This is a genomic window from Agarivorans sp., from assembly GCF_050295395.1.
GTDB lineage: Bacteria > Pseudomonadota > Gammaproteobacteria > Enterobacterales > Celerinatantimonadaceae > Agarivorans.
In genome coordinates this window covers 1-23,734 of the sequence record NZ_JBNKPP010000165.1, presented here as the reverse complement: position 1 = coordinate 23,734, position 23,734 = coordinate 1, and the positions used below count along the sequence as shown (strand labels likewise).

Sequence of the window (23,734 nt, the reverse complement as noted above, 5' to 3'; positions counted from 1 at the left end):
CGCCATAAGCCCCCTCCGGTATGATCAGACTGCTCATCAAAGGACTTAGACAAAATCTCATTCATCAAACTCGAACCGAGCTCGGCCGCGCGAAACTGATAAACAGGCTCTATGCTTCGCCGCGCTTGGGGTACTAAAAAGGAGCTAATCACCACCAAGGCAATCGCCATCACCACAATGCCAACAATCAGTTCGATTAAAGTAAAACCAGCGGCAACTCTAGGGCGCATGAATATAACCCTCACTTTCGATGATTATTTGCCTGCTCTCCTGTCCCGCCAAATTAATCACACAGGGAAAGGCACTGCATAAACTGGAATCAGCCAAACGCACTCGGCCCAAACCATCGAAAAAGACCCGACCTTGGCTCACTTGAATATCACTAAAAACAATCGGCTCTAGAAGATCTGCCGCACTGATACAGGTATTAGCGGAATCTACCCGCCCAGAATAATAACGGTTTGTTTCAATCGCCAAGAAAAAGCAATCTTGATAATGATTCATCGCCTGAGTTTGCACCAATTGCAAACGGCTTAACAGCTGGGCTTGTAGGCTAGCTTCAGCAAAGCCGCCACGAAAAAACTTAGGAGCCGCCGTCACTGCCAGAATGGCGATAAGGATGAGGGTAATCACCAGTTCAACCAGAGTGAAGCCGGTAGTGCAGAAACGAGAACTCGGCGGGGTATACAACTGGGGCAAAATCAGTAGGGCCGGCCTAAGCCAGCCCCTGACTCATTAACAGCCGCCAGTGAAAGCGGTAATCACAGGCGTTGCGCCATTAGCCGCAGACTCAGTGTATTCTACACGGCATTTATCAGCATCAGTTGCCGCACTATTTGGCTCAGTGAAACCAGCAGGGGTAATCACCACCGGAGCTGTCCCGGTAAAGGTCCAATTGGCAGCAGGTAAATCAATCCAACGATTACGTTGAGCTTCGGTGGTTAACGCTACTTCAGCGGGATAGCCAAATACCGTAGCAACATCCCCGCCACCGATTTGAATGGTATCATCGCCCTCGGCTTCTACACCATCAATCGCCGCACGGCTAAAAACAATATTAATGCCGCCACGCAACGCGCCTTCAAGGCCTGAAACCGTCGATGTCCGCGCATCATTAGATAGATTCAAAAACTTAGGCGCAGCAGTTACCGCCAAAATGCCTAAGATGATGATCACAATCACCAACTCAATCAGAGTAAAACCTTGTTGTTTTGTTACTTTCATTACTATTTCCTTAGAAATTACTATTGATACGGTTAATTAGGAATATTGGTAAATACTCGCCCAGAGGCGGGTTGATAGCTAAAGTTGTTGTAGGTATTTTCGCCACTACCGGGGTTAAGATAAGAGCCATCACTATTCCTAGCTAAAGCGCTCACTTGATAAAATACGCAGCGAGTCGCCTCGGCGCTGCCGCTAACGGTGGCGTAATATTTGTAGTAGTCCCCTTGAGAGCTAACCTCTGAAAAGTTAGCACTGGCACGTGCCGGATTTTGTAAAATAGCGTCCCACACTTTAAGGCATTTGTCTGCGGTTAAACTCGCGGGGTCGACACTTTCATCATCACTGCTCATGGGGTAGCCCGGTGCCACGCTGCCATTGGCTAATTGAGCCGCGCTAGGCGTAGTTAAATACACTTTTTGCGTATCATAAATAACGGAATTTTTACCGTTTTCACTGGGGCGCCCTTCCGCCTCCCATTGAGCGCGAGCTAAAGATACGCCGGTAGCAAAGCCACCAGCTACACCTTCTAGGCTAGCGACTTTGGCTTCATCGGTCACATCAAGGAAACGCGGCAATGCAGTAACAGCTAGAATCCCCAACACCACGATCACGATAACCAATTCAATTAACGAGAATCCTGAATGTTGATGCGCGTTAGGCGCTGTAGAAGAAATATCTTTCACTTTTTTGCATACTCCTTTCTAAGCCTTACAGCCCTTGCAATAATACTTGCCCTTGCTGAGCTTGATAAACCAGCACCAGCGATTGTTTGAAGGTAAATTGGCACTCTTGCTGCGCATACTCTGCCAAAGCGGCGGAGGGTTGCTGTTGCCAATCTAAGCCCATAATATCACGCCACAATAACAAGCAATCTTGACTTGAGTTGACTTTAGGCCAGCCCGCTTGATTCATTTGTAAGGTAATACTGTGGATGGAGCCAGTCCCTTCGCTACTGTCAGTTCCTTGCCAAAAATTAAGAGTTAGCTGCGTTGGTCTAAAACGCGCCAACCATAAACCATGTACTTGCGCTAAGCGACTTACCCAAATTTGCTGGTAATCTTCTACAAGCTGTTGTTCTGCTTGATCAATTGTCCTAATAAAGCTTCTTAAAAGCAATAAGATAAGCAGTAAAACTATGCTAAAGCTCACAAGCTGAACAAAGCGCTTACGGTTGTCATCCAACAGCTTGCGTTGGTTCAACTAAGACCCCCTCACCGCGCGCATCATATCCCACATTGGGGTGAAGATACCTAAGGCGAGGATCAATACCATGATGGCGACCACCGCGATCAAAATAGGCTCAATTCGCGCCGTTAAACTTTTCAGGTCGTAATCCACTTCGCGCTCATAAAATTCGGCCGCTTCATTCAATAACTCATCGACTTGACCGGTTTCTTCACCAACAGAGATCATCTGCAATACCAAGGGAGTAAACAACTCACTGGCCACCGCATTGCGTAGCAGGCTCTCACCTCGCTCGATACCACGACGCATCTCAACGATGCGCTGTGCCATAAAGGCATTGTCAACCGCCCCGGCCACCAGCGATAGTGCTTGGTTTAATGGCACACCGGCGGCCACCATCATAGAAAAACTACGAGAGAAACGCGCCAGCAAGGAGCGTTCAATTACCGAGCCTACTATTGGCAAACGCAAGCGGGTTTTATCCCATAACAAGCGCCCTTTAGGCGTAGCCAAATACCAGCGAACGGCCACTATAGCGGCAATAAGCATAAGCAATAACAAGGGCCAATAATGAACAAAAAAGTAAGACGTACCTATTAAAATACGGGTTGCCAAAGGCAATTCAACATTGAAGCGACCAAAAATCTCAGCAAACTGAGGGATCACCAGTATGTTCAAAATCACCATCGCCACTACTATCGCAATCATCACAAAAGTGGGATAACGCATCGCTGTTTTAATTCGCTTACGGGTATCCATTTCCAGTTCAAGATATTGAGACAACTGTAAAAAAGCTTGTTCAAGACGACCAGTGTTTTCACCCACATGCACAATACTGACAAATAACTGAGAGAATACTTTGGGATAATCAGACATGGCCGTAGATAGCGTTCGTCCACTGCCTAAAGCCTCGGATACGCCAGTTAAAGCGCGTTGTAACAATTTGCTATGCGCCGATTCGGCTAAACCGTTAATGGCTCGCATGATGGGGATCCCCGCTTTGGTCAGCGAGTACATTTGACGAGTAAACACCACTAGCTCATCGAGTTTAATTTTTCCTTGCCATAATTGGCTGACATCAAACGAGCCTAGCCCGGCATTGCCCGACTTGGCTTCGCTAATTTTAATCGGGGTTAAACCGCGCCGTAACAAGTTTTCTGCCGCAGCGTTAACCGTAGCTGCTTCAATGTCACCGCTGACTAAACGGCCATTGCCATCTCGGACTTGATAGCGAAACACAGCCATTAGACAGACGCTTCCGAGCTGCTAGCGCTAGTACCATAAAGGTCAACCTCTTCAACTAAACGCAATACTTCTTCAATCGCCGTCACCCCTTGTTTAGCGTAATCGAGCGCCGCTAGTGCCAAGGGCCGGTAATGCTTAGAGGCCTTAGCCACTTTTGAAAACTCATCTGGATCATTGCGTCTTAAGCTTTCCATCATTGCTTCATTGAGCTCCAGCATCTCAAATACCCCAATACGTCCCTTGTATCCAGTATAGTTACAGCTTTGACAGCCCTTACCTTTATAAAAAATATGCTGGCTTAGATCCTCGCGGCTAACATGCTCTAACCACATTTTTTCCTCTAGCGAAAACTCATGTGGCTGCTTACAGTTTTCACATAAGCGTCTTACCAAACGCTGGGCGATAATCGCGCGTAGCGAACTCGCTACCAAGTACCCCGCCGCCCCCATATCGATCAAACGCAACGCACTGGTTATCGCATCGTTAGTATGTAGGGTGGTTAATACCAGGTGTCCGGTTAAGGCGCCCCTTAGACCAATTTCTACGGTCTCTTGGTCGCGCATCTCCCCCACCAGTAAAATATCGGGGTCTTGACGTAAGGTAGTACGCAAAACACTGGAGAAAGTCAGGCCAATTTTACTATTCACCTGTACCTGATTAATCCTAGGCAAGCGATATTCAACCGGATCTTCCACCGTAATGATTTTCGACTCAGGCTGGTTAAGTTCGCTTAATGAACCGTATAAGGTGGTGGTTTTACCGCTACCAGTAGGGCCGGTGACGACTATCATGCCATGTGGGCGATGCAGCTGGCGACGATAACGTTCCATAATATCGGCCGGCATACCCGTTTGTTCTAAAGATAAGATCCCGGCAGATTGGTCCAACAAACGCATCACCACCGACTCCCCAGCCTGAATCGGCATCGTCGATAGGCGCACATCAATCGAGTGACCACGCACTTTAATGTTAAAGCGTCCGTCCTGAGGTAAGCGTTTCTCTGAAATATCTAAACCAGCCATCAGCTTTAGCCGCAGCACCAAGGCAGAGGCAATTTGTACCTCGTTTAGTACACTTTCTTGTAATACACCGTCCACCCGCTGGCGGATCCGCAATACCTTCTCATCGGGCTCGATATGAATATCCGATGCCCCCACCTGCACCGCGTCTTCAAATAAAGACTGTAGTAACTTAACCACCGTGGTTTCGTTACTTTCATCGGCAGAAGTAGCCAAGCCAATATCAAACTCTTCGCTACCGGCGTACTCTTCTTTCAACTCTTGAGCGAAACCTTCAATTTCGCGAGTGCGGCGATAAAAACGGTCAAAGGCTTCTAATACCTGTGACTCACGCGCTACCACATATTTAAGTTGATGTGGCGCTAATAGTCCGGCTAGGGTATCGATGGCAGATAAGTCGGCGGGATCGGAAAGGGCAACAGTTAGTACCTCGCCATCCTTATGAATAACCAGCGCCCTAAGCCGACGAGCGTGCACCTCGCCCAGCATGACCACGGCATTGGCATCAATGGCCACTTTGGCCAAATCAACAAAAGGAATGCCTAATTGGCGGGCCAAAAATTCGAGTAATTGAACCTCGGCAATCACCCCTAATTCAATTAAGGTAGCGCCTAGTTTACGGCCGGTTTGTTTTTGTTGCGCTAGAGCACTCATTAGCTCGGCTTCGCTAATCACTTGCTCATTAACCAGCAAGTCTCCTAAGCGCATCCGTAATTTAGGTTGTGCCATGTTATTGCTCCAACTGTTTAATTCGTGAGACGACAAACTCACTGGAGTTGGCCGATAACTGCCCCACCAACTGAGCTTGGCGATAAGCACTCAAGGCTTCAGCATAATTTGCTAATTTGTCGTTGGCGATGGCGTAACCCAACCACCAGCGTGCTCGCCTAGGCTCGTAACGCAATAAGCGTTGGTAGCTAACTAAGGCCAATTGTTGTCTATCAAGACGCTGCGCCAAGCCCGCTTGCATTGCGTAGTAGTCGACATGTCCGGCAATCTCTGGACTAGCGCCTTCTAGGTAAGCCAACGCCTGAGTCAGTTGTTGTTGTTGCACAAAAATTCTAGCCAACATCAAACGAAATGTACTGCGCAGAGGCTGTAGCTGCAGACCTTCTTCTAACAAATTGACCGCTCTGGGAAGATCGCCGCTGGCATACACTAGCGCCGCCAATTGCTCCCTCACTTCGTGCGCGCTATGTTCTAACTGCAACGCTTTGCTAAATTCCACTCTTGCCTGGCTCGGCTGATTTTGTTCTAGCGCCTGAAAACCGCGCCGTTTATACATCGCGACCCGCTGCTCTACGCTCAATTCTAAAGGCTTAATTTGTAACTCACCTTCAGCAATTGGCGGATTAGCCAAAGGCTGTTCGGTCTCAGGAGCTGCCACAGGAGGTTTCTCTTCAACCGTGGAGATCTTAGTGTCGCTTTGAGCAACAACCTTAGCAGGTGTTTGCGGCGGCTCTATTGACTCAGCGACAGCTTCTGGGAGAGCCGTTTCTTGCGCCTCGCTGCTAACCTGCTCAGAGGGGGCTACCATGTTTGCCTGCGGCAAATTTGCTGCTGTACTAGGCTGTAGTGATTGCGTTTGCGGCTGCGCTGGAGGCGTCTCACTAGGCTGACTATTTTGCGGCGGGCTCACCTCTACATCTATCGCCTGTGCTACCGCTTGTAGGGCTTGAGTTTGCTCTAAGCTAGTGGCTTGCGCACTGGAGCCACTATTAGTCGTGGCGGCTTCATTAAGCACTTCAACCTGATTGTCCGACTCGAAATCATCAAAATAACGCAGCGCGAACCAAGCCGAAAAAACCAATACCAGCAACGCAAAAACAATTAACAGGTAGAATCTAAAGCTACGCCCGTTATCTTCCACCAAGGGAGACATGGCTTGAGCATTATGCTGCTGACGCTTGTCTAAGTCTTTCAGCATTTGATTAATCACACTCATTGCTGCTGACTCCAGTAAATCCCCATGGCCAGCGCTAGCAAGCCGAGCAGCAAGCCAAACAAGTAAGTCGACTTGGATTTAGGCATCACCGCGTCTTCAGTATCGATGATCGCTTGCTTCACCATTTTCACCGTGATTTGGCTGGCACCTTGTCCATAACACAGCATCAACACCTTATGGCTTAAAATGTTAATCAAGCGAGGGATGCCGCGGCTGGCTTTAGTTAATAATGTAAGCGATGCTGCATTAAATAACGGCCCGCCACGGTAACCACTTAAATGGAGGCGATGCTGAATATAGCTGGCGACTTCCTGTTTTTCTAAAGCGCGCAGTTGATAGGAAAAGGTGATGCGCTGGCGCAATTGACGCAACTGTTGGCTAGCCAAGCGCTGATCTAATTCCGGCTGGGCAAACAACACCACATGCAATAATTTACGTTGCTCGGTTTCTAAATTGCCCAACAAACGCACGACTTCTAAGGCTTCATCACTCAAGGCCTGAGCCTCGTCAATTAACAGCACTACTGGGCGCTGCTGACTGGCAAACTCAATTAAGCGCCGGTTAATTTGTTCCAATAAGGTATGTGCTGAGCTGCCTTCTTCAACGCTCAGCCCTAGCTCAGAGGCTAACGCTGCATGGATCTGCTGGGCCGACAGACAGGGGTTAGGCAGGTAGGCAAACTGATACTGCTCGGCCATTTCATTAAGCAGCTTACGGCACAGTAGGGTTTTTCCGGTGCCCACTTCACCGCTAACCTTGATAAAGCCCTCCCCCGATTGCAAAGCGGTTTGCAATACCTGTATGGCCTCATCGTGTGGCAATAAGGCCTGATATAAACCGGTATTAGGAGTTAGACTGAAAGGCGCTTGTGAGAGCCCAAAGTGTTGCAAATAAACTGCCACCGAACGACCACCTATTGTTCTGGATACCAAGTATTAAGCAGCTCTTGGGACTTTTTCAGTTCGTTCTCCCAAGTATTATGCGCCACCACCGTAGGCTGAATTAAAATCACTAACTCGGTTTTCTGAGTGGAGGTCACGCGGTTGGTAAAAAGCTCTCCTAAGCCGGGAATAGCGCCAACAAAAGGCACCTTAGATACCACTTCTTGCTGCTTAGAGCTCATTAAGCCACCAATCACTACTACGTCACCTGAATTAGCCTTAATTACCGTATCGGTTTCGCGAATATCACTTTGGGCTAAAGGCAAATCTAGGGTATCGCTTGCGCTGCCAAAAGATATCACCTTGCGTTGCTCTGTTACTTCGGTTACTGATGGGTGTACGTGTAATAATACTTGGCCAGCGTCATCAATTTGTGGCGTCACGTCCAAGGCCACCCCAGAAAAGAACGGCGTTAGTTCGACGCTAGGGTTGGTCACCGGATTAGTACCGGTAATGGTGGTGCTGGAAACATCGGTAACAAAGTACTCGTCGGTGCCCACTTTAATGACCGCTTTTTGATTGTTCGACGCGGTAATACGAGGACTCGATAGAACATTCACATCGCCCTGAGTTTGCAATAACTTCACCACCGATTGGAAATTACCCTCGGTAATAGTTAAGGCGCCACCACCACCAAGTAAATTGCTTATCGCATTGCCCGGTAATTGAGAAACACTGTTAAACAACACCTCTGTCGAACCAAACAAATCACCCGCGTTGGTCCAATCAATACCCTGCTGATAACCATCACTCAAGGTCACTTCAATAATCTTTGCTTCTAAAATAACTTGGCGTTGCAAGTGCTGCTCTGACTGAGTCAGAAAAGATTTAATCATTCGAATTTCGTCAGGATAAGCGCGAATAGTAACAAGACCCGCTTGAGGACTCACCACCACCATTCGACCATCCTGAGCGTAAGAGCTATCATTACCCGCGTCGCGACGCATATTAATGCCAATCATGCCACGCAGGGTTTCCTCTAACTCAAACCAAAAACGCGTCTCGGTAGAAGACTCAATCTTAGTGCCGTTAAAGCTATCGCTACGATTCGAGCTATTGCTGTTACTCGAAGATGAATTTGTCGAGCGATTCGAATTATTGTTTGAATAAGAGCTATCGGAGCTATTGTTATTGTCGTTTTCGTTGGAAGTAATACCACCAGAATTAATTCGAGTGCGAGTATAACCATACCGCTCTAACATTAAGTAATTTAAGGGAATCGTCTCTATTCGCATACCGGCTGGGTAAATATGCAATACCTTGCCATTGCGTTTGATGTCGTAACCGTACATATCGGCGACCACATCCAATACTTCCTTTAAGCTCACTTCTTTCAATTGGAGTGAGATCTTACCTTCCACTCCTGGGTGTAAAGCCACGCTTAGCGGCGATCCTTTGACTAAGGCAGGGAAAAACGCGCGCGCATCCACATCACGGGCGTTCACATCAAAACGGTGTTCCACTGGCAACAAAGTATGTTCGGCTAACGCTAACTCTGGCATTAACTCCGCACTCACCTCTGGCGGAAGCTGAGCCAGCGTTAAGGGTTTAACACTACTTTGCTGAGCTTGATTAATCGCCTGTTTTGCTTCAGTTGGCTCGGGTCTTGAGGTGGTTTGACAGGCTCCCAGCAATATCACACCAGCGCCAATTAACATCCCTTTGATATACATGAATTACTGCCCCTGCCCGGTGAGCTGCTTCACCGAAACCTTGTCCAATTGAATCTTATAATGTTTCCCGGCGCGTGCTAACACGACATGATCATGCCCTACTCGAGTTAAGGTATAACCGGAAACGCTCTCTTTTAAAGCGACAAACTGTTGGTTCAGTATCGCCCCGCTTTGTTGTCCATCTTGAATTACCGCCTGCAAACTGGGTAAAACCGCTGTCGACTTTTTATTTACACTACGTTGCTCCGCTGGCGGAGCTGTGGGATCTGTTTGCGCCAGCACAGGCAAGCCCAAAACCACAACAAAACAGAATATGATTAGCTGCTTAACCACTGATAAAATCCTTGTTAGAACTCAGGGTGTAAATCTCGATGGTAATCTCGGTAGCTGGGTATTCAAGTACTTGATAATCCATCAACTGCCATAAAAACCGCTGTGGTAAAGCCTCAACCTTTTGTAAATAATCAAGTAGCGCAAAATAACCGCCACTAAGGCTTAAACGAATACCATGGCGGTAAAAGTTTACACTTTCAGCCCCCTGCTCCTCAGTACTTAACACCGCTTGTGGTGGCAGAGATTCCATAGCCAATAGCTGTAAGCCCTCAGATTTCGCTAATAAACGCTCTAGTACCCCAGCCATTTGAGATACTGAAATCAGCCCAGCATTTTGCGCGGCCAGCTCACTGTCAATCTGCGACAACTGAGACTGCAACTGGCTTAACTGCCGAGCTATCGCTTGATTCGGGTCCTGACGAAGCTTTAGCTCGCTAAGCTCGATTAACTGCTGGGTTTCTCTTAAGGCGATGTTAGCTTGACTTAATTCCCGTTCCGCCTGTTGCTGCTTCAGCATGCTAGGCTCGAGCAGCAAATAATAAGTAGGTAAAGCGATTAACACGACTCCGGTTAACAGTATCAGAACCCGTTCACGTAAGCTCAGTTCAGAGAAAACGCTTTGCCAATGTTGCCAATGCTCAGTCATTTAAGCCTCCAGCCTCGGCCTCTGTTGAACCACTCAAACTAAAATACAGACGCTGCTGCTCATCACGAAACAACTTCAAACCTGAAAATTGCTGCCTCGCTAAAGGAGGATAATGTTTAAATTGATTCAACCACTTAGGCACGGCATCACTGCTGGTTGCGCGCCCGGCCAAAGCCAGAACGCCATCATCAATATGGATATGCTGCAACCACACTTGTTGATCTTCTATAGCAGCCAGAGATGAAAAGAAAGAAGCAAAACCCTTGTTGGTATAGGCCTGTCCTTGTAAACGCTGCAACAACAATCGTTTCATACTTAACAGCTGCTCGGCTTGCTCCACTTGACGCTGCAAACTCGCATTCACAACCCGCTGCTCGATGGCCTTTTTCATCTGCTCAAGCTGTTGCTGTTGCTGAGCCAGCCGTTGTTTTTGCGCTCCCGCTTGCTGCTGCAAGGCGGCCGTATGACCTTGTTGCCAAAAAATGGCGGCAACCGCCAATAAGCCCACCAGCAACCACGCTAACACCGCCTGGCGTAACGAGACCCGTTCAGGCTGAGGACGAAATTCATCGGTATAAAGATTAATCCGAATTTTCACGACAGTACTCCCGGCTGCAAACCGGCCAACGCGGGCAACTGATAATACTGTTCGCTAGAGTCTAGTAGCGGCACTTCTAACAAGCCCACCTTGGGGCTTAAATTTTGCTGTAATTGCTGAGCGATGGTATCGCAAAACCGGCTAGGAATAGCCAACTGAATTGCACTCACTTCGGGTAGTTTTAAGGTCGCACTGATGTAGTCAATCGAACGTTGTAACTCCAAACTTAAACTATCGAAAAAGTTCTGCGTAAACTCAATTTCTTGCATTTTGCCTAAAGCAGAAAAGGCGCGTAACTGCCGACTAAAACAAACTTGACCTTGACGAGCGACAATTAACTCAAGATCGCCTCCCTTGGCTTGCCAAAGCAGCATCTGGCAGCGCTCGCTCTGCTCCATAAAGTTAACCACGGCGAGGCTCTCAATGGTAATACCTTCAATAGTGATGTCATGTTGTTGCGCCAATGTCACCAACTGCTGAATAATACTCTTACGCACGCACACCACAGTGAGCTTCTCACCCGCCATGGGATTGCTAGGCGCGGCATAATAATCAATGGCTAAATCACTTAGCGGCTCAGTCACCATGTCTTTAATCGTCCATGGCACCGCCCCCTGAAGTTCTTCGTTAGCGACTTGTGGTTTATCCACTTGAAACTGCTGGTAGTACTGTTTACCCAAAATAAACACGATTTGTTGATCACTACCCAGCTTCGCCTGTTGACTCAAAGAGGCGAAAGCCTTGCTCCACTGTTCGGCAGACGTTAATGCAAGTTCAAAAATTTGCTGCTGAGAATTGGCAACCACCAACACTTCGGGCTGTAGGTAAGCGCAACAACGGCTTGTTGCGGTATTTCGGCGCCAAAACGCTAAGCTCATCCTCGTCCTTTAGTAATATTTAAGTCATTGAAGATTAGTAGTCTAAACTTTTCGTTTAGTTTTTAAAGCATTAAGCAAGAATTCTGTGCTTACTCTCAAGATAAAAAAGTCATCCTGAAGCGTTGCCGATAAACAGTACCATTATCTACTTTTGTAGGACAAAATGACTATGATTTTGCTCAACTAAAAGGGTTCTGGCTTACTAAACAAAAAACCTTGGGCATAATGCACGCCTAAACGCTGTAATACTCGCCACTCTTCGTTGCGTTCTACACCCAGCGCCACGACTTTAACCCTACCCGCACAACTGGCGAGCATCGAGCTAACGGCTAACTGATTCACTTGGCGCAGCTGAATATCACGCACTAGGCTTGGGTGTAATTTCAAGTACTCTAGTTTCAGTTCACTAATATACTGGGTGCTCACCACCCGCTGTCCGGCCCGCTCCACCGCTAACTTAATGCCCTTTTTATTCAGGGCCTTTAAACGCATCATTTCAGTATCATTTAACTGGGAGAGCTGGGTTTCATGAAACTCTAATACCAGCTTTTGACACTCTTTATAAGGCACCGAGAATACCCACTGCAATAACTCGCGCATTACCGACTGCTTAAGTACCGTAGCAATATTCAAGTTAACGCTGATTGACTGGCGAGAATACTTAACTTGCTTCATCGCGAAGGCCAATGCATGCCGGTCGAAGTCCACTAATAAACCGCTTTTCTCCGCCCACGGTAGAAACACCCCGGCGTTAATCACTTCCCCTTGATAGTCGGTGATACGAGCCAGCATTTCTTTGTAACAAACCCGGCCGTGCTCATCAAATACGTCCTGTTGATAGTAATGAAGAGAGTTATTCACCAATACGTGTTGCAGTAAAGTACGCCAGCGCACCGAACCTTTGCCGGTTTGGCTTGAATTTAACTCACGAGGGATCACGTACCAGCCGTTGTGGCGCTGGATTTGAGCGATGCGCAATGCATCCTCGGCCTGTTCTATCACCAACTGAGCGTCATCGCCATATTGGTATCCGGCAATACCAATATAGAAAAAGTCATCGGCCTCAGCCACTTCTGGTAAGTTTATCCTCTCCAATAACTTCAAGACTCCGGCAGCAGTATCTTCGGCCTCATCCAAAGTCGACAGAGGCATTAGTAGGGCAAATGAATCACCACTATAACGAGCCAAATTTACTTCGATGTTACGCCGAGTATATTGCTTCAATACCTCCGCACTTTGCTGCAAAATGGCATCACCTTCACTACGGGCATATTGATAATTCACATCGTCCATGCCACGTAAATAAATTAACAGTACCGCCCCTGTGTGAGCATCGGCATCACTAATTTCTGCTTCTAATTGGTTCAAAAAATGGGTGCGGTTAGAGAGCTGGGTCAGTTCATCAACAAAAGCATTATTGCGAATAATACAATCGAAGCGACTGCGCTCTTGGCGGGCTTCAATAAGTTCGTCGATCAGCAACTCCAAGGCTTTACTGGCAGCATTTGGCCATTCTTTTGGGTTGCCTTCTCGCATATCGCGCAGCCGCCCCGCGATAATTTGATTACCACGGGTTTGTAATAGCTCTGCGCCATGCATCATTTGCTTAAGCCAACGAAATACCACGATCAGGCCTAGCGCCACAATGAGTAAACCACCGCCAATGCCAAGCATGGCTTCCGGTTCATAGGTAAGGCGCTTAAAGGGGCGTTCTACCCATATTTTTACGTAAAATTCTGGATGCGCCTGTAAATGATAACGATAGGCAACTAAATTTTGGCTGCTACCGGTGTAGCTTAACTCTCGAAAGGTATAAATCACCCCGCCTCGGTTGGCTACTTCTAACACTTGGATGTTGTGAGCGCGTAACCAGTTTGGTAACCATTGAGCAAATTCGGGGGTATCGGGTTGAACACTTAGCTGATTATCGAGAACTTCTACCACTGAACGTAGCTGATGCTGCTGCTGATTAAAAGCCAGCTGGCGAAAAGTCAATGCACCTCCAAGTAGCACTAGCAATACGGCGATCACCACACAGCTAATGGTAAATATAATAATTCTACTGGAGAACTTCATGCAGGGTGATCCTCACCATCTAGCCAAGTTAGCTTGCCATCCCTTGGCAATGCCTAGGCTAGAGTATATCAGTTATAAAAAAAATGAGAGACAAAACCCAAAAGACCAGCCGCAGCTGGTCTTTTGCTACTTAACAATAGGCCTTTAGGGGCGAAGCATTCGCTCTCCGCGACTCATCCCACACACGCCACTGCGTACCACTTCCAAGATTTCTGTCGATTGAGACAAAGTCTTAACGCACGCATCTAACTTGGCGCTATCACCACTCATCTGCATCACATACAAATTAGGCGTCACATCGACAATTTGACCGCGAAAAATATCACTGATCCGCATCACTTCTTCTCGGGCTGCACCGGCAGCGCGCACCTTAACGAGCATAATTTCACGTTCAACATGCTCAGCTTCGGTTAACTCAGACACCTTCAATACATCAACCAACTTATTCAATTGCTTGGTGATTTGCTCAATGGTGTTGTCATTGCCAAAAGTACAAATGGTCATACGAGACAGAGTTGGATCTTCTGTGGCAGACACGGTAAGTGAATCAATGTTGAAACCACGTTGTGAAAACAAACCGGTTACGCGAGACAAAGCGCCGGCTTCGTTTTCTAATAAAACTGAAATAATTCGGCGCATTATGTTCTCTCCGTTTTGCTTAACCACATATCTTTCATCGACTCGGTCTTAATTTGCATAGGATATACATGCTCTTCTGGGTCCACCAGGATATCCATAAACACCAATCGGTCTTTCATCGAGAAGGCCTTTTCCATCGCTGCTTCAAGCTCATCAGGGTGATCAACTTTGATCCCAACATGGCCGTATGCTTCGGCTAACTTAACAAAGTCAGGCACCGAATCCATATATGAATGCGACTGGCGTCCACCGTAGAACATTTTTTGCCACTGCTTCACCATGCCCAAAGAACGGTTGTTTAAAGACACAATCACCACCGGAATGTTGTACTGCAAACAAGTGGATAGTTCTTGAATATTCATTTGAATAGAACCATCACCGGTAACACAGGCGACCGTTGCATCGGGGAAAGCTAACTTAACCCCCATTGCCGCCGGAAAACCAAAACCCATGGTGCCTAAGCCACCTGAATTAATCCAACGACGTGGCTTATCAAAGGGATAATAGAGTGCTGCAAACATTTGATGCTGACCCACATCCGAAGCCACATAGGCTTCGCCTTTGGTCACCTTGTACATTGCTTCAATAACCTGCTGCGGCTTAATCAATGTTTCGCTTTTTGCATAAGCTAAACAGTTACGGCTACGCCATTGCTCTACCTGTTCCCACCATTGCTTGATGGTATCGGCATCATTTTTAGCACCAGTCTCAGCAATACATGACAACATTTGGTCAATAACGGCATCCACCGAACCCACAATAGGAATGTCGGCATGTACTGTTTTAGAGATAGATGTCGGGTCAATATCAATGTGCAAAATCGTCGCATTAGGACAGAACTTAGCCACATTGTTAGTTACCCGGTCATCAAAGCGCGCACCTACCGCAAAAATCACATCGGCATTGTGCATCGACATATTGGCTTCATAAGTCCCGTGCATACCTAACATACCGATAAAGCGCGAGTCGGTAGAAGGGAAAGCACCTAAGCCCATTAGGGTTGAAGTGACCGGCATGTTGAATAAATCAACCAACTTAGCAATTTGCTCACCGGCCGCGGCGGTAATCGCACCACCACCTAAATAAAGCACTGGGCGCTCGGCCTCGGCCAACACTTTCACCGCTTTCTTAATTTGTCCTTTATGGCCAGTTAGCGTTGGATTGTAAGAACGCATACTGACCGACTTGGGATATTCATAATCAAACTTCAACAGCGGATTTTGCACATCTTTAGGCAAATCAATCACCACAGGGCCAGGACGCCCGCTAGCAGCAATGTAATAGGCTTTTTTGATAGCTTGAGGAATGTCTTCTGCTTTTTTCACCAAAAAGCTGTGTTTTACTACTGGACGAGAGACCCCGATCATGTCGGTTTCTTGGAAAGCATCTTGACCGATTAAGCTAGTGGCAACTTGGCCAGATAAAATCACCAGCGGAATCGAATCCATATAAGCAGTCGCAATACCGGTAATGGTGTTTGTGGCACCCGGGCCAGATGTCACCAATACTGTGCCAACCTCTCCCGTTGCACGGGCGTAGCCGTCTGCCATGTGAACGGCAGCCTGCTCATGACGGACTAAAATATGCTCAATATCACTGTTGTCGAACAACGCGTCATATACATCTAAAACTGAGCCGCCAGGATAACCAAAAATATGTTTAATACCCTGATCTTGCAAACAGCGGACGACCATTTCGGCGCCGGATAACTTCTCCATGTTCAAGCCTCCAGGCTTTCATTATTGTAATTTTGGGGATAACTAGTTTGTGTTGCAGGAAATGGACTAAAATCGTCTCTTCCAAGCTTAGCACTTTAACGTTTCTTGCCCCCCAGCGTCTATGCTTTTGTCTGCTCTTTCTGAGCTTTTAAGCAGCGCATCATATAAACAGCTAGCATCCCACTCACTGAGCGATAATATTTATAACCGCAATAAAAACAAAAAGCCGAATAATAACCAAGTTATTATTCGGCCTCCTAGCATCGGCATAAAGCTATATGCTATTTAATAGTATCATGTTCTTCCGTTAACCAGACTTGCTGCTCAGGATCAGAGTCTTCACTTAAAGAAATGCTCACCCCCATATCATATAACTCTTGCAGGGTGATATTATTGGCCAACTCCATCACTTCACCATCTTCATTCGTAAAACGCATAACACCTCCAGCGCCGTTATCCCAACACCTTAATTTTAGCCCAAGATCCAACATTTTCACCGTAATCGCTGAGCATATTATCCAACGACATCTGGCTTACCGCCGGATAACTCACCTGTTGCCACATTTGTTTGGCCAATAATGTTAGATCTTGCCATTGCTGATTCTTGATCTGTTCGGCTAGGATTTTCGCTACATCCGGAAAATGCACCGGTTCGCTTCTATCCTGTTGCAACCAAGCATCTAAAATATAAGGTTCTAAACTATCAGCGATTTGTCCCAAACCAAGGCTCTGTAAGGTATAGGCATTACTCAACTGTTCAAATTGGCCAAACAAGGGCTTAACCAACAGTTTTTTACCCGCCGCCATCGCCTCGGAAGGCAACTCAAAACCAGCGTTACAAAATACTCCCGCACAAGCACTTAAATCATCAATAAACCCTTCCCGGGCAATCGGCTGCAATTGAATATTGTCGCGCTTTTGCACTTGTTTAATATCTGGGTGATAACAAATAAATTGGTAACCGGTGAAACGGCCTAACAACTGACAAACTTGAACCAATGATTCAAAAGGAAGATAAACCAAGATTTTGCCATTATTTGACAAGTGCTCTAAGTTTGCCACCAAGGGCGGAATAATGGCCTGATTGAAGCTACACCAATGCACCCCCAAGTTATATTCACAAGGGGCAAAATAACGAGTTAACAAACGATTCCACAGGCCCATGTCTTTACTCGGAATATCGTAGAGAAAGGCTGCCTGGTGAGAAATTGACAAACTAGTCAGCCCTTGCCGTTTGGCCGCCCAAGCACTCACCGGCTCAAAATCATTAATCAACAAATCGTAGCCAGATAAATCTAATTGAGCGACATCTTTGGCAAAGCTCACCAGCGATAGCTGTTTTAGTGTAGCCCAACGGTCAATTCGCCCATGCTGGTGAAGAAAACTTAGTCCTTTAAGACTACGATAGTCACCAAATTCAGGTACTTTGGGCGGGGTTCCGGCTCGGCCAGACATTAATACATCTACCTCAATACCCTGCAGGCGTAATGCACTGCATAACAGACGCGCCCGAGTAATATGCCCGTTACCAGTTCCTTGCACTCCATAAAGAATTCGCATTATTTGCCTACCTAATTAATGCCATAAACAATCAATAAGCCCAAACCGGCCCCCGCCAATACATCGCTGATAAAATGCACTCCCAGCAATACTCTGGAACAAGCCACTAAACTTGCCCAAACAAAGGCCAATACCGTCCATGTAGGAAAGGTTTGAGCAATGCAAGCAGCCATGACAAAGGCTCCAGCGCTATGGCCAGAAGGGAAGCTGAAACGGTCGGAAGGTCGAATAAAAACCGGTAATGATTGGGGGCGGTCACGCCTGAACAGTTGCTTCAAAATTAAGTAACAGCTTAATTCAACTGCAAAAGCCGGAGCGGCTAAGTGAACAAACGGGGTAGCATAAGGCGTATAAGCAAGCAGTACTGCAAATACGGCATAGTAGTAGCCATCTGCCGAATGTGAAATTACTCTGGCACAAGAGGCGACCTGCGCGTTAAAGCGGTGCCCTAAGCAGAGTGACGATACGGCATAATCCCATTGGCTGATTCGTTGTAACATAGCGAGCTCCTTCTTCGGCCTGTTATCAGACTGAACAAGCAGCTTTACCGAGAAATGAAGCTAAATTGACAAAATCATGACAAAACTAAAGTAGCTGCGCTAACTGGCAGCAGGCTAACTTAAAGCCTTTTCTCCAGTCTAAATAAATCGTCACCCTGTAACACCAGCACAGGTTCTGTTTGCTCGGAGTGGGCTAGATAACACATGATCTTGGCTAAACGTTTCGCTTCAATCCCTCGCCAATGACGCAAAGGCGAATAGGTCGATTGAAACAAGGGCTGTAAAGCAGCCACTATTTGCTCTGAAAATCGTGGAATCTCACGTTGCCCAAGCAGCGGCCCAGGGCGAACAATGATTAAACGTTGGAAAGCCAAGTCGCGCAAGGCCTGTTCCAAGGCTCCTTTAGTACGTAAATAATGAGACACAGAATCAATGTTGGCCATTAACGAAGAGACCACTACACATTTTTCGACCTGATTAGCTCGGGCTAAACCAGCAAAGCGGCTGGGTAGGCTTAGATCGACTTCCGCCAAGGCCTGACGGCTACCCGCTTGATGAAGAGTGCTACCAATACAAATAAACAAGCAATGCCCTTTAATCTGCGCCTGCCAGCGTTCAATCTGCTTAAAATCAACTTGGAACTGCTTTAGCTTAGGATGTTCAAAAGCTAAGCAACGCCGACTAAAACTAAGCACTTGCTGCCATTGTGGCTCCTTTAGTAGTTGCTCCACCAAGGCTTTGCCAACCAGTCCTGTGGCACCAATCACAATAGCAATTTTACTCAACTCATCCCCCTTGAATAGCCGACAGAAATAGTAGCTCTATTTCAGGTTAGCCAGTAGACTTCTAGCTTGCTAAAATAGCACTTAACACTGCTCAGCGCAGTGTACCCATAATAACAATGCTCTACAGCAACACCGCAAACACTAGCAACAATAGACAAGGATGAATAAATGTCTGACCTAGTCAAAATTTTTGATACTACCTTACGCGATGGTGAACAAGCACTTGCAGCCAGCTTAACAGTAAAAGAAAAACTACAAATCGCTTTTGCTTTAGAACGCCTAGGTGTAGACATTATGGAAGTGGGTTTTCCCATTTCGTCACCCGGTGATTTTGAATCAGTACAAACCATCGCCCGCGAAATAAAAAATTCAACGGTTTGCGCCCTATCACGCGCACTCCCCAAAGATATCGACGTCGCAGCAGAAGCCTTGAAGGTGGCCGAAGCTTTTCGTATTCACACTTTTATCTCTACTTCCACCGTGCATGTGGAAAGTAAACTAAAACGTAGTTTTGATGACGTTTTAGAGATGGCGGTTAATGCCGTCAAACATGCACGAAATTATACCGATGACGTAGAGTTTTCCTGTGAAGATGCCGGTCGCACTCCCATTGATAACCTGTGCCGTATGGTAGAAGCGGCAATTAAAGCGGGAGCCACTACAGTTAACATACCTGACACCGTAGGTTATACCGTACCCAGCGAATTTGGCGGCATTATTAATACCCTATTCAACCGCGTTCCCAACATCGACCAAGCGGTAATTTCAGTCCATTGTCATGATGACTTAGGTCTATCGGTGGCCAACTCAATCTCGGCTGTACAGCAAGGTGCACGACAAATCGAATGTACGTTGAATGGCATTGGCGAACGAGCAGGCAACTGCTCACTAGAAGAAGTTGCCATGATCATTAATACTCGCCAAGATCAATTAGGCGGCCTACGCACCAACATTAAATCACAAGAAATTTACCGTGCCAGCCAATTAGTCAGCCAACTATGTAACATGCCAGTTCAAGCCAATAAAGCCATTGTGGGGAGTAACGCTTTCTCACATTCATCTGGGATCCACCAAGATGGCATGTTAAAAAATCAAAATACCTACGAGATTATGACGCCCGAGAGCATCGGACTAAATAAAAACAGTCTCAACCTGACCTCCCGCTCTGGACGCCACGTGATTAAGCATCGCATGCAAGAGTTAGGCTATTCAGAAAATGACTTTAATCTAGATGAGCTATACGCCAGCTTCCTAGAGCTAGCAGACCGTAAAGGGCAGGTTTTTGATTATGATTTAGAAGCCTTAGTATTCTTCAATAACTTGCAAGATGAACCAGAATTTTACCGCTTAGAATACTTAAGTGCACAAAGTGGCTCCGACGTAGTATCAACTGCAACGGTTAAATTAGTTGCGGGAGACCAAACCATCCTTGATGCGTGTACTGGTAATGGACCTATTGATGCGGCCTATCGTTGCTTACGCAAAATTACCGGTTACGACATAAAAATTGACGACTACACCATTGAGGCCGCAGGCGGCGGCAGTAGCGCCGCCCAGAAAACCGATATTAAAGACGCTCTAGGAAAAGCAGACATCGTAGCGAATTACCAGGGCCGTAAATATCATGGAATGGGCTTAGCCACCGACATTGTAGAAGCCTCAGCCAAAGCCTTTGTGCATGTGCTCAATCATATTCACCGCGCGGAACAGATTGCCGAGCAAAAACAGTCTAAACTAAGTTAAATCAAGTGAGACTGCCGGGGCTGAGCGTGAATAAATACTTACTTAGTTTACTGCTTCTCCTCGGCGTCCTATCTTTCACCAGCGTAGCCCAGCAACTCAGCTTTAAACGTTACGCTGGGCATTACAGCTATCTATGGCAAGATCAGCAAGGTAACCAGCAAGCCCTTGAGTTTAGTCTGCTCAATTATCCTCACAAACTCACCAAATTTATTCAATTTCGCCCCGAGCAAGCACAACAATATGTACAGAATCAATTAAAACCCCAGTTGAAGCAAATCGACCCTCGCCAGGCTCGGGTTCAGCTAAATCAAAACCGCGGAGAGTTAAGTGTACAGTTACAAGGAAACGACCCCAAACTCATCAAGCAACTAGCGGAACAGCTAAACCAGCAAATCGATCAACATTATCAAGACTACCTAAGCCAACACTACTTCGTTGAGCATCGAGGCGTTGACGGGGTTTTAGGCATTATGCCTGATCATAATCGCTTCGCGAAAGAAAGTGCCGAATACCTGTTTAGTTGGCTCAATGCCAGCCTGCAAGCTTTGGCAGATAAACAATCAGATCCGAGAGCCGTAACCAACTATTTACTGGGGTTTGTTCAATCGATTCCTTACCACGCCTTGCGCTCTAAAGATCAACTACGCGGCGCCGGTTATCTCACACCGATTCAAGTGTTAAGGAATAATATTGGGGATTGTGATAGTAAAACCACTCTTATTGCCAGTGCATTAAAAACCCTGTTTCCAAGAATGCAACTGGCCATTGTCTATGTACCAAATCATGCTTTACTGGCATTACGGCTTCCCGCTCAAAACAACGACCATACAATAAACATCATGGGAGCCAATTGGGTAGTTGCTGAACCCACTGGCCCAGCGCTTTATCCACTAGGCAAAGCGGCGCCTTCCAGCCTCCAATTCATTCGCTCAGGCATGTTCACCTATCAGCGAATGGACTGGACAGCACCGGCTTTTAAGAAAGAGAGCTAAATTCAATCGCATAATCGATGTCGCCAGCGTCGGCACAGCGAACTACCTTGCCTTTAGCGCTAAACGGCGCCACCCCTTCACCGCTCAAGGCCACTTCGATCTCGTCACCAATAGCCAGCTTAACGTCTTTTAAGCTAATTCCCATTCCGGTTGCACTTAAATCCTTACATAGGCCCGAATAGCTTTGCTGACCAACCCAAACCTTTAGCTCAGCATTAATTAGCATGCGATGAAAGGCCCGTTTATTCGCTTCTCCAATCATATTGTTCTCACTATAGTTTTTCTTCTGCAAATGACGCTAAACGGCTTCTTACTACACCGTTTAAATACACATTTGCACTACCATCAAAGTCTTTGAATCGTTCAACGATATAGGTTAACCCCGAAGTCACCGCTGATAAATAGTTACTATCAATCTGTGCTAAGTTACCACAACAGACTAGTTTAGTGCCTTCTCCACAGCGAGTAATAATGGTTTTTAATTGCGAAGCGGTTAAATTTTGGCATTCATCTAAAAATACCAAGGCATTTTGAATACTACGCCCTCGCATAAAGTTAACCGACTTAAACTGAATATTCGCCTTTTCCATAATATAGTTTAGCGAGCCAGACATTGACTCATCATGCTTATGCAGCACTTCTAGGGTATCGGTAATCGCCGCTAACCAAGGAGCCATTTTCTCCTCTTCAGTTCCCGGTAAAAAGCCTATCGATTCGGCAATTTCTGGAGTGTTTCGAGTCACAATAATCTTGTCATAGATGCCCTTTTCTACCACCATCTCCAAAGCAGCAGCCATCGCTAATAAGGTTTTACCACATCCGGCCGGCCCGGTGAGGATAACCAAATCAATACTGGGATCAAGTAGTGCATCGAAGGCCATTCCCTGATAAATGTTTTTAGGATGAACCCCCCAAGCATGTTTGGCCATTAAACGCTCATAACCCAAATCCAATAACTCGACGCTTTCTTCTGTCTTATTAACCACTCGCGCGGCGAAGCTCTGAGTATCATCAATAAGATATTGATTGACATAGCACGGGCCAATCACTTCGGCGTCGATTACATGGTGAGTATCACGTCCTTCAGCACTACTCTCACAGTCCTTAACTCTTCCCCAAAAACTGCCTTCAAACTCTACAAATCCTTTAGCTAACAAGCGAATATCGTCAATCAGCTGATCGGTGCGGTAATCTTCAACCCGCTCCATCCCCGCCCCTTTAGCTTTAAGGCGCATATTAATATCTTTGGTAACCAACACCACCTGTCGTGGATGGTGCTTTTTCTGAAGGTAAATCGCCGCATTAATAATACGGTTATCGGGTTCGTCCGCGGTGAAATTCTGCTGTTTTTTTTCTAAGGCATGATCCGCAAAAATCGCGACCTTTCCATGGGCTTGATTATCGGTTTCATTTTGTAGTTCAACACCATTTATTATCTGCTCTGGACTGGCAGAGGCAAAAACATCTTCCAAAGAGCGAATCGCTACACGGGCATCTCGACTGACGTCTTTCTGTCGGTCTTTAATGCGATCTAGTTCTTCTAGTACCGTCATCGGAATAACAACATCATGTTCTTGGAAGGAATATATAGCGAGGGGTTCGTGCAATAGCACATTCGTGTCGAGAATGAACAGTTTACTTGGAGCGTTATTTTCCATATTTGCCCTCCATAGGCCAACAGGCGATGTGAGATTACTGCAAACGTTCAATCTCAGGCTAATCTATCCCGATCACCTTTACAAACCTTTCCGACTAACAAACTGTGCAACTGAACACTTATTAAGCAAAACAAAAATAACTGACCGAGTGAATTCGCTTGGTTAAAGCAATTAATTCTGTAGCTAAACATTAAAAGAAATGATTAAAAACTAAACCCTAGTAGGCTAATTGGTGGCGGTTTTCAGGCAATAAAAAAGCCCTGCTCATTGAGCAGGGCTTAGTATTGGAAGCCTGGCGGTGACCTACTTTCACATGGGGAAACCCCACACTATCATCGGCGCAGTTGCGTTTCACTTCTGAGTTCGGCATGGGATC

At 46.5% G+C, this 23,734-nt stretch carries 25 protein-coding genes and 1 rRNA gene; 2 read left to right on the top strand and 24 right to left on the bottom strand.

Annotation, left to right across the window (positions count from 1 at the left end; all coding sequences use genetic code 11):
• The 21 genes from ACQY6Q_RS10080 to ACQY6Q_RS09980 form a co-directional block, all read right to left on the bottom strand.
• Positions 1–230, bottom strand: a 230-nt coding sequence (locus ACQY6Q_RS10080; RefSeq protein ID WP_427980905.1) for a type IV pilus modification PilV family protein, incomplete at its 3' end; no start/stop codon positions are given.
• Positions 220–699 carry a pilus assembly FimT family protein gene (locus ACQY6Q_RS10075; RefSeq protein ID WP_427980903.1) on the bottom strand — a complete coding sequence of 160 codons (480 nt, stop codon included), beginning with the start codon at positions 697–699 and terminating at the stop codon, positions 220–222. The genes ACQY6Q_RS10080 and ACQY6Q_RS10075, both read right to left, overlap by 11 nt.
• A 36-nt stretch (positions 700–735) precedes the next feature.
• On the bottom strand, positions 736–1,224 hold the full coding sequence (locus tag ACQY6Q_RS10070) for a prepilin-type N-terminal cleavage/methylation domain-containing protein (protein WP_427980901.1): 489 nt from the start codon (positions 1,222–1,224) through the stop codon (positions 736–738).
• A gap of 32 nt (positions 1,225–1,256) precedes the next feature.
• Entirely contained in the window at positions 1,257–1,907 is a 651-nt protein-coding gene (locus ACQY6Q_RS10065; RefSeq protein ID WP_427980899.1) for a type II secretion system protein, read from the bottom strand.
• A 25-nt stretch (positions 1,908–1,932) separates the two neighbouring features.
• Positions 1,933–2,424 (bottom strand): hypothetical protein, encoded by a 492-nt coding sequence (locus tag ACQY6Q_RS10060; RefSeq protein WP_427980897.1) that lies wholly within the window; start codon positions 2,422–2,424, stop codon positions 1,933–1,935.
• Entirely contained in the window at positions 2,425–3,654 is a 1,230-nt protein-coding gene (locus ACQY6Q_RS10055; protein ID WP_427980895.1) for a type II secretion system F family protein, read from the bottom strand.
• Entirely contained in the window at positions 3,654–5,402 is a 1,749-nt protein-coding gene (locus ACQY6Q_RS10050; RefSeq protein WP_427980893.1) for a GspE/PulE family protein, read from the bottom strand. The genes ACQY6Q_RS10055 and ACQY6Q_RS10050 overlap by 1 nt, the downstream gene beginning before the upstream one ends.
• Before the next feature lies 1 nt (position 5,403).
• Positions 5,404–6,618, bottom strand: a complete 1,215-nt coding sequence (locus ACQY6Q_RS10045; protein WP_427980891.1) for a tetratricopeptide repeat protein — start codon at positions 6,616–6,618, stop codon at positions 5,404–5,406.
• A complete protein-coding gene (locus ACQY6Q_RS10040; protein WP_427980889.1) occupies positions 6,615–7,520 on the bottom strand; it encodes an ExeA family protein in 906 nt (301 codons plus the stop codon). The genes ACQY6Q_RS10045 and ACQY6Q_RS10040 overlap by 4 nt, the downstream gene beginning before the upstream one ends.
• Before the next feature lie 11 nt (positions 7,521–7,531).
• Positions 7,532–9,232 (bottom strand): pilus (MSHA type) biogenesis protein MshL, encoded by a 1,701-nt coding sequence (gene mshL / locus ACQY6Q_RS10035; protein ID WP_427980887.1) that lies wholly within the window; start codon positions 9,230–9,232, stop codon positions 7,532–7,534.
• Between the two features lie 3 nt (positions 9,233–9,235).
• A complete protein-coding gene (locus ACQY6Q_RS10030) occupies positions 9,236–9,565 on the bottom strand; it encodes a hypothetical protein (RefSeq protein WP_427980885.1) in 330 nt (109 codons plus the stop codon).
• Positions 9,558–10,211 carry a type II secretion system protein GspM gene (gene gspM, locus ACQY6Q_RS10025; protein ID WP_427980883.1) on the bottom strand — a complete coding sequence of 218 codons (654 nt, stop codon included), beginning with the start codon at positions 10,209–10,211 and terminating at the stop codon, positions 9,558–9,560. The genes ACQY6Q_RS10030 and gspM overlap by 8 nt, the downstream gene beginning before the upstream one ends.
• Positions 10,204–10,809 carry a PilN domain-containing protein gene (locus ACQY6Q_RS10020; protein ID WP_427980881.1) on the bottom strand — a complete coding sequence of 202 codons (606 nt, stop codon included), beginning with the start codon at positions 10,807–10,809 and terminating at the stop codon, positions 10,204–10,206. The genes gspM and ACQY6Q_RS10020 overlap by 8 nt, the downstream gene beginning before the upstream one ends.
• Positions 10,806–11,687 (bottom strand): hypothetical protein, encoded by an 882-nt coding sequence (locus ACQY6Q_RS10015; RefSeq protein ID WP_427980879.1) that lies wholly within the window; start codon positions 11,685–11,687, stop codon positions 10,806–10,808. The genes ACQY6Q_RS10020 and ACQY6Q_RS10015 overlap by 4 nt, the downstream gene beginning before the upstream one ends.
• A 183-nt stretch (positions 11,688–11,870) precedes the next feature.
• Positions 11,871–13,763, bottom strand: a complete 1,893-nt coding sequence (locus ACQY6Q_RS10010) for an EAL domain-containing protein (protein ID WP_427980876.1) — start codon at positions 13,761–13,763, stop codon at positions 11,871–11,873.
• Between the two features lie 144 nt (positions 13,764–13,907).
• The gene (gene ilvN / locus ACQY6Q_RS10005; RefSeq protein ID WP_055732863.1) at positions 13,908–14,402 is read right to left on the bottom strand and encodes an acetolactate synthase small subunit; all 495 of its coding nucleotides are present in this window, start codon (positions 14,400–14,402) and stop codon (positions 13,908–13,910) included.
• Complete coding sequence (locus ACQY6Q_RS10000; protein ID WP_427980873.1) at positions 14,402–16,120, bottom strand: acetolactate synthase 3 large subunit; 1,719 nt, start codon at positions 16,118–16,120, stop codon at positions 14,402–14,404. The genes ilvN and ACQY6Q_RS10000 overlap by 1 nt, the downstream gene beginning before the upstream one ends.
• Positions 16,121–16,401: 281 nt before the next feature.
• Positions 16,402–16,557 carry a hypothetical protein gene (locus ACQY6Q_RS09995; RefSeq protein WP_427980871.1) on the bottom strand — a complete coding sequence of 52 codons (156 nt, stop codon included), beginning with the start codon at positions 16,555–16,557 and terminating at the stop codon, positions 16,402–16,404.
• A 16-nt stretch (positions 16,558–16,573) separates the two neighbouring features.
• Positions 16,574–17,680 (bottom strand): MJ1255/VC2487 family glycosyltransferase, encoded by a 1,107-nt coding sequence (locus tag ACQY6Q_RS09990; protein ID WP_427980868.1) that lies wholly within the window; start codon positions 17,678–17,680, stop codon positions 16,574–16,576.
• 11 nt (positions 17,681–17,691) lie between these two features.
• Entirely contained in the window at positions 17,692–18,180 is a 489-nt protein-coding gene (locus ACQY6Q_RS09985; protein ID WP_427980866.1) for a phosphatase PAP2 family protein, read from the bottom strand.
• Between the two features lie 119 nt (positions 18,181–18,299).
• Positions 18,300–18,965 carry an NAD(P)H-binding protein gene (locus ACQY6Q_RS09980; RefSeq protein ID WP_427980864.1) on the bottom strand — a complete coding sequence of 222 codons (666 nt, stop codon included), beginning with the start codon at positions 18,963–18,965 and terminating at the stop codon, positions 18,300–18,302.
• A 168-nt stretch (positions 18,966–19,133) separates the two neighbouring features.
• Between ACQY6Q_RS09980 and leuA the strand changes: the two genes are divergently transcribed.
• On the top strand, positions 19,134–20,708 hold the full coding sequence (gene leuA / locus ACQY6Q_RS09975; protein WP_427980861.1) for a 2-isopropylmalate synthase: 1,575 nt from the start codon (positions 19,134–19,136) through the stop codon (positions 20,706–20,708).
• 26 nt (positions 20,709–20,734) lie between these two features.
• On the top strand, positions 20,735–21,700 hold the full coding sequence (locus tag ACQY6Q_RS09970; RefSeq protein WP_427980859.1) for a hypothetical protein: 966 nt from the start codon (positions 20,735–20,737) through the stop codon (positions 21,698–21,700).
• On the opposite strand, the gene ACQY6Q_RS09965 is transcribed toward ACQY6Q_RS09970, so the two are convergent.
• The 3 genes from ACQY6Q_RS09965 to rrf all read right to left on the bottom strand — a co-directional run.
• Positions 21,684–21,962, bottom strand: a complete 279-nt coding sequence (locus ACQY6Q_RS09965) for a PilZ domain-containing protein (protein ID WP_055732870.1) — start codon at positions 21,960–21,962, stop codon at positions 21,684–21,686. The genes ACQY6Q_RS09970 and ACQY6Q_RS09965 overlap by 17 nt on opposite strands.
• Before the next feature lie 10 nt (positions 21,963–21,972).
• A complete protein-coding gene (locus ACQY6Q_RS09960) occupies positions 21,973–23,358 on the bottom strand; it encodes a PhoH family protein (protein WP_427980856.1) in 1,386 nt (461 codons plus the stop codon).
• A 290-nt stretch (positions 23,359–23,648) separates the two neighbouring features.
• Positions 23,649–23,734, bottom strand: a 5S ribosomal RNA gene (gene rrf, locus ACQY6Q_RS09955); the annotation flags it as partial.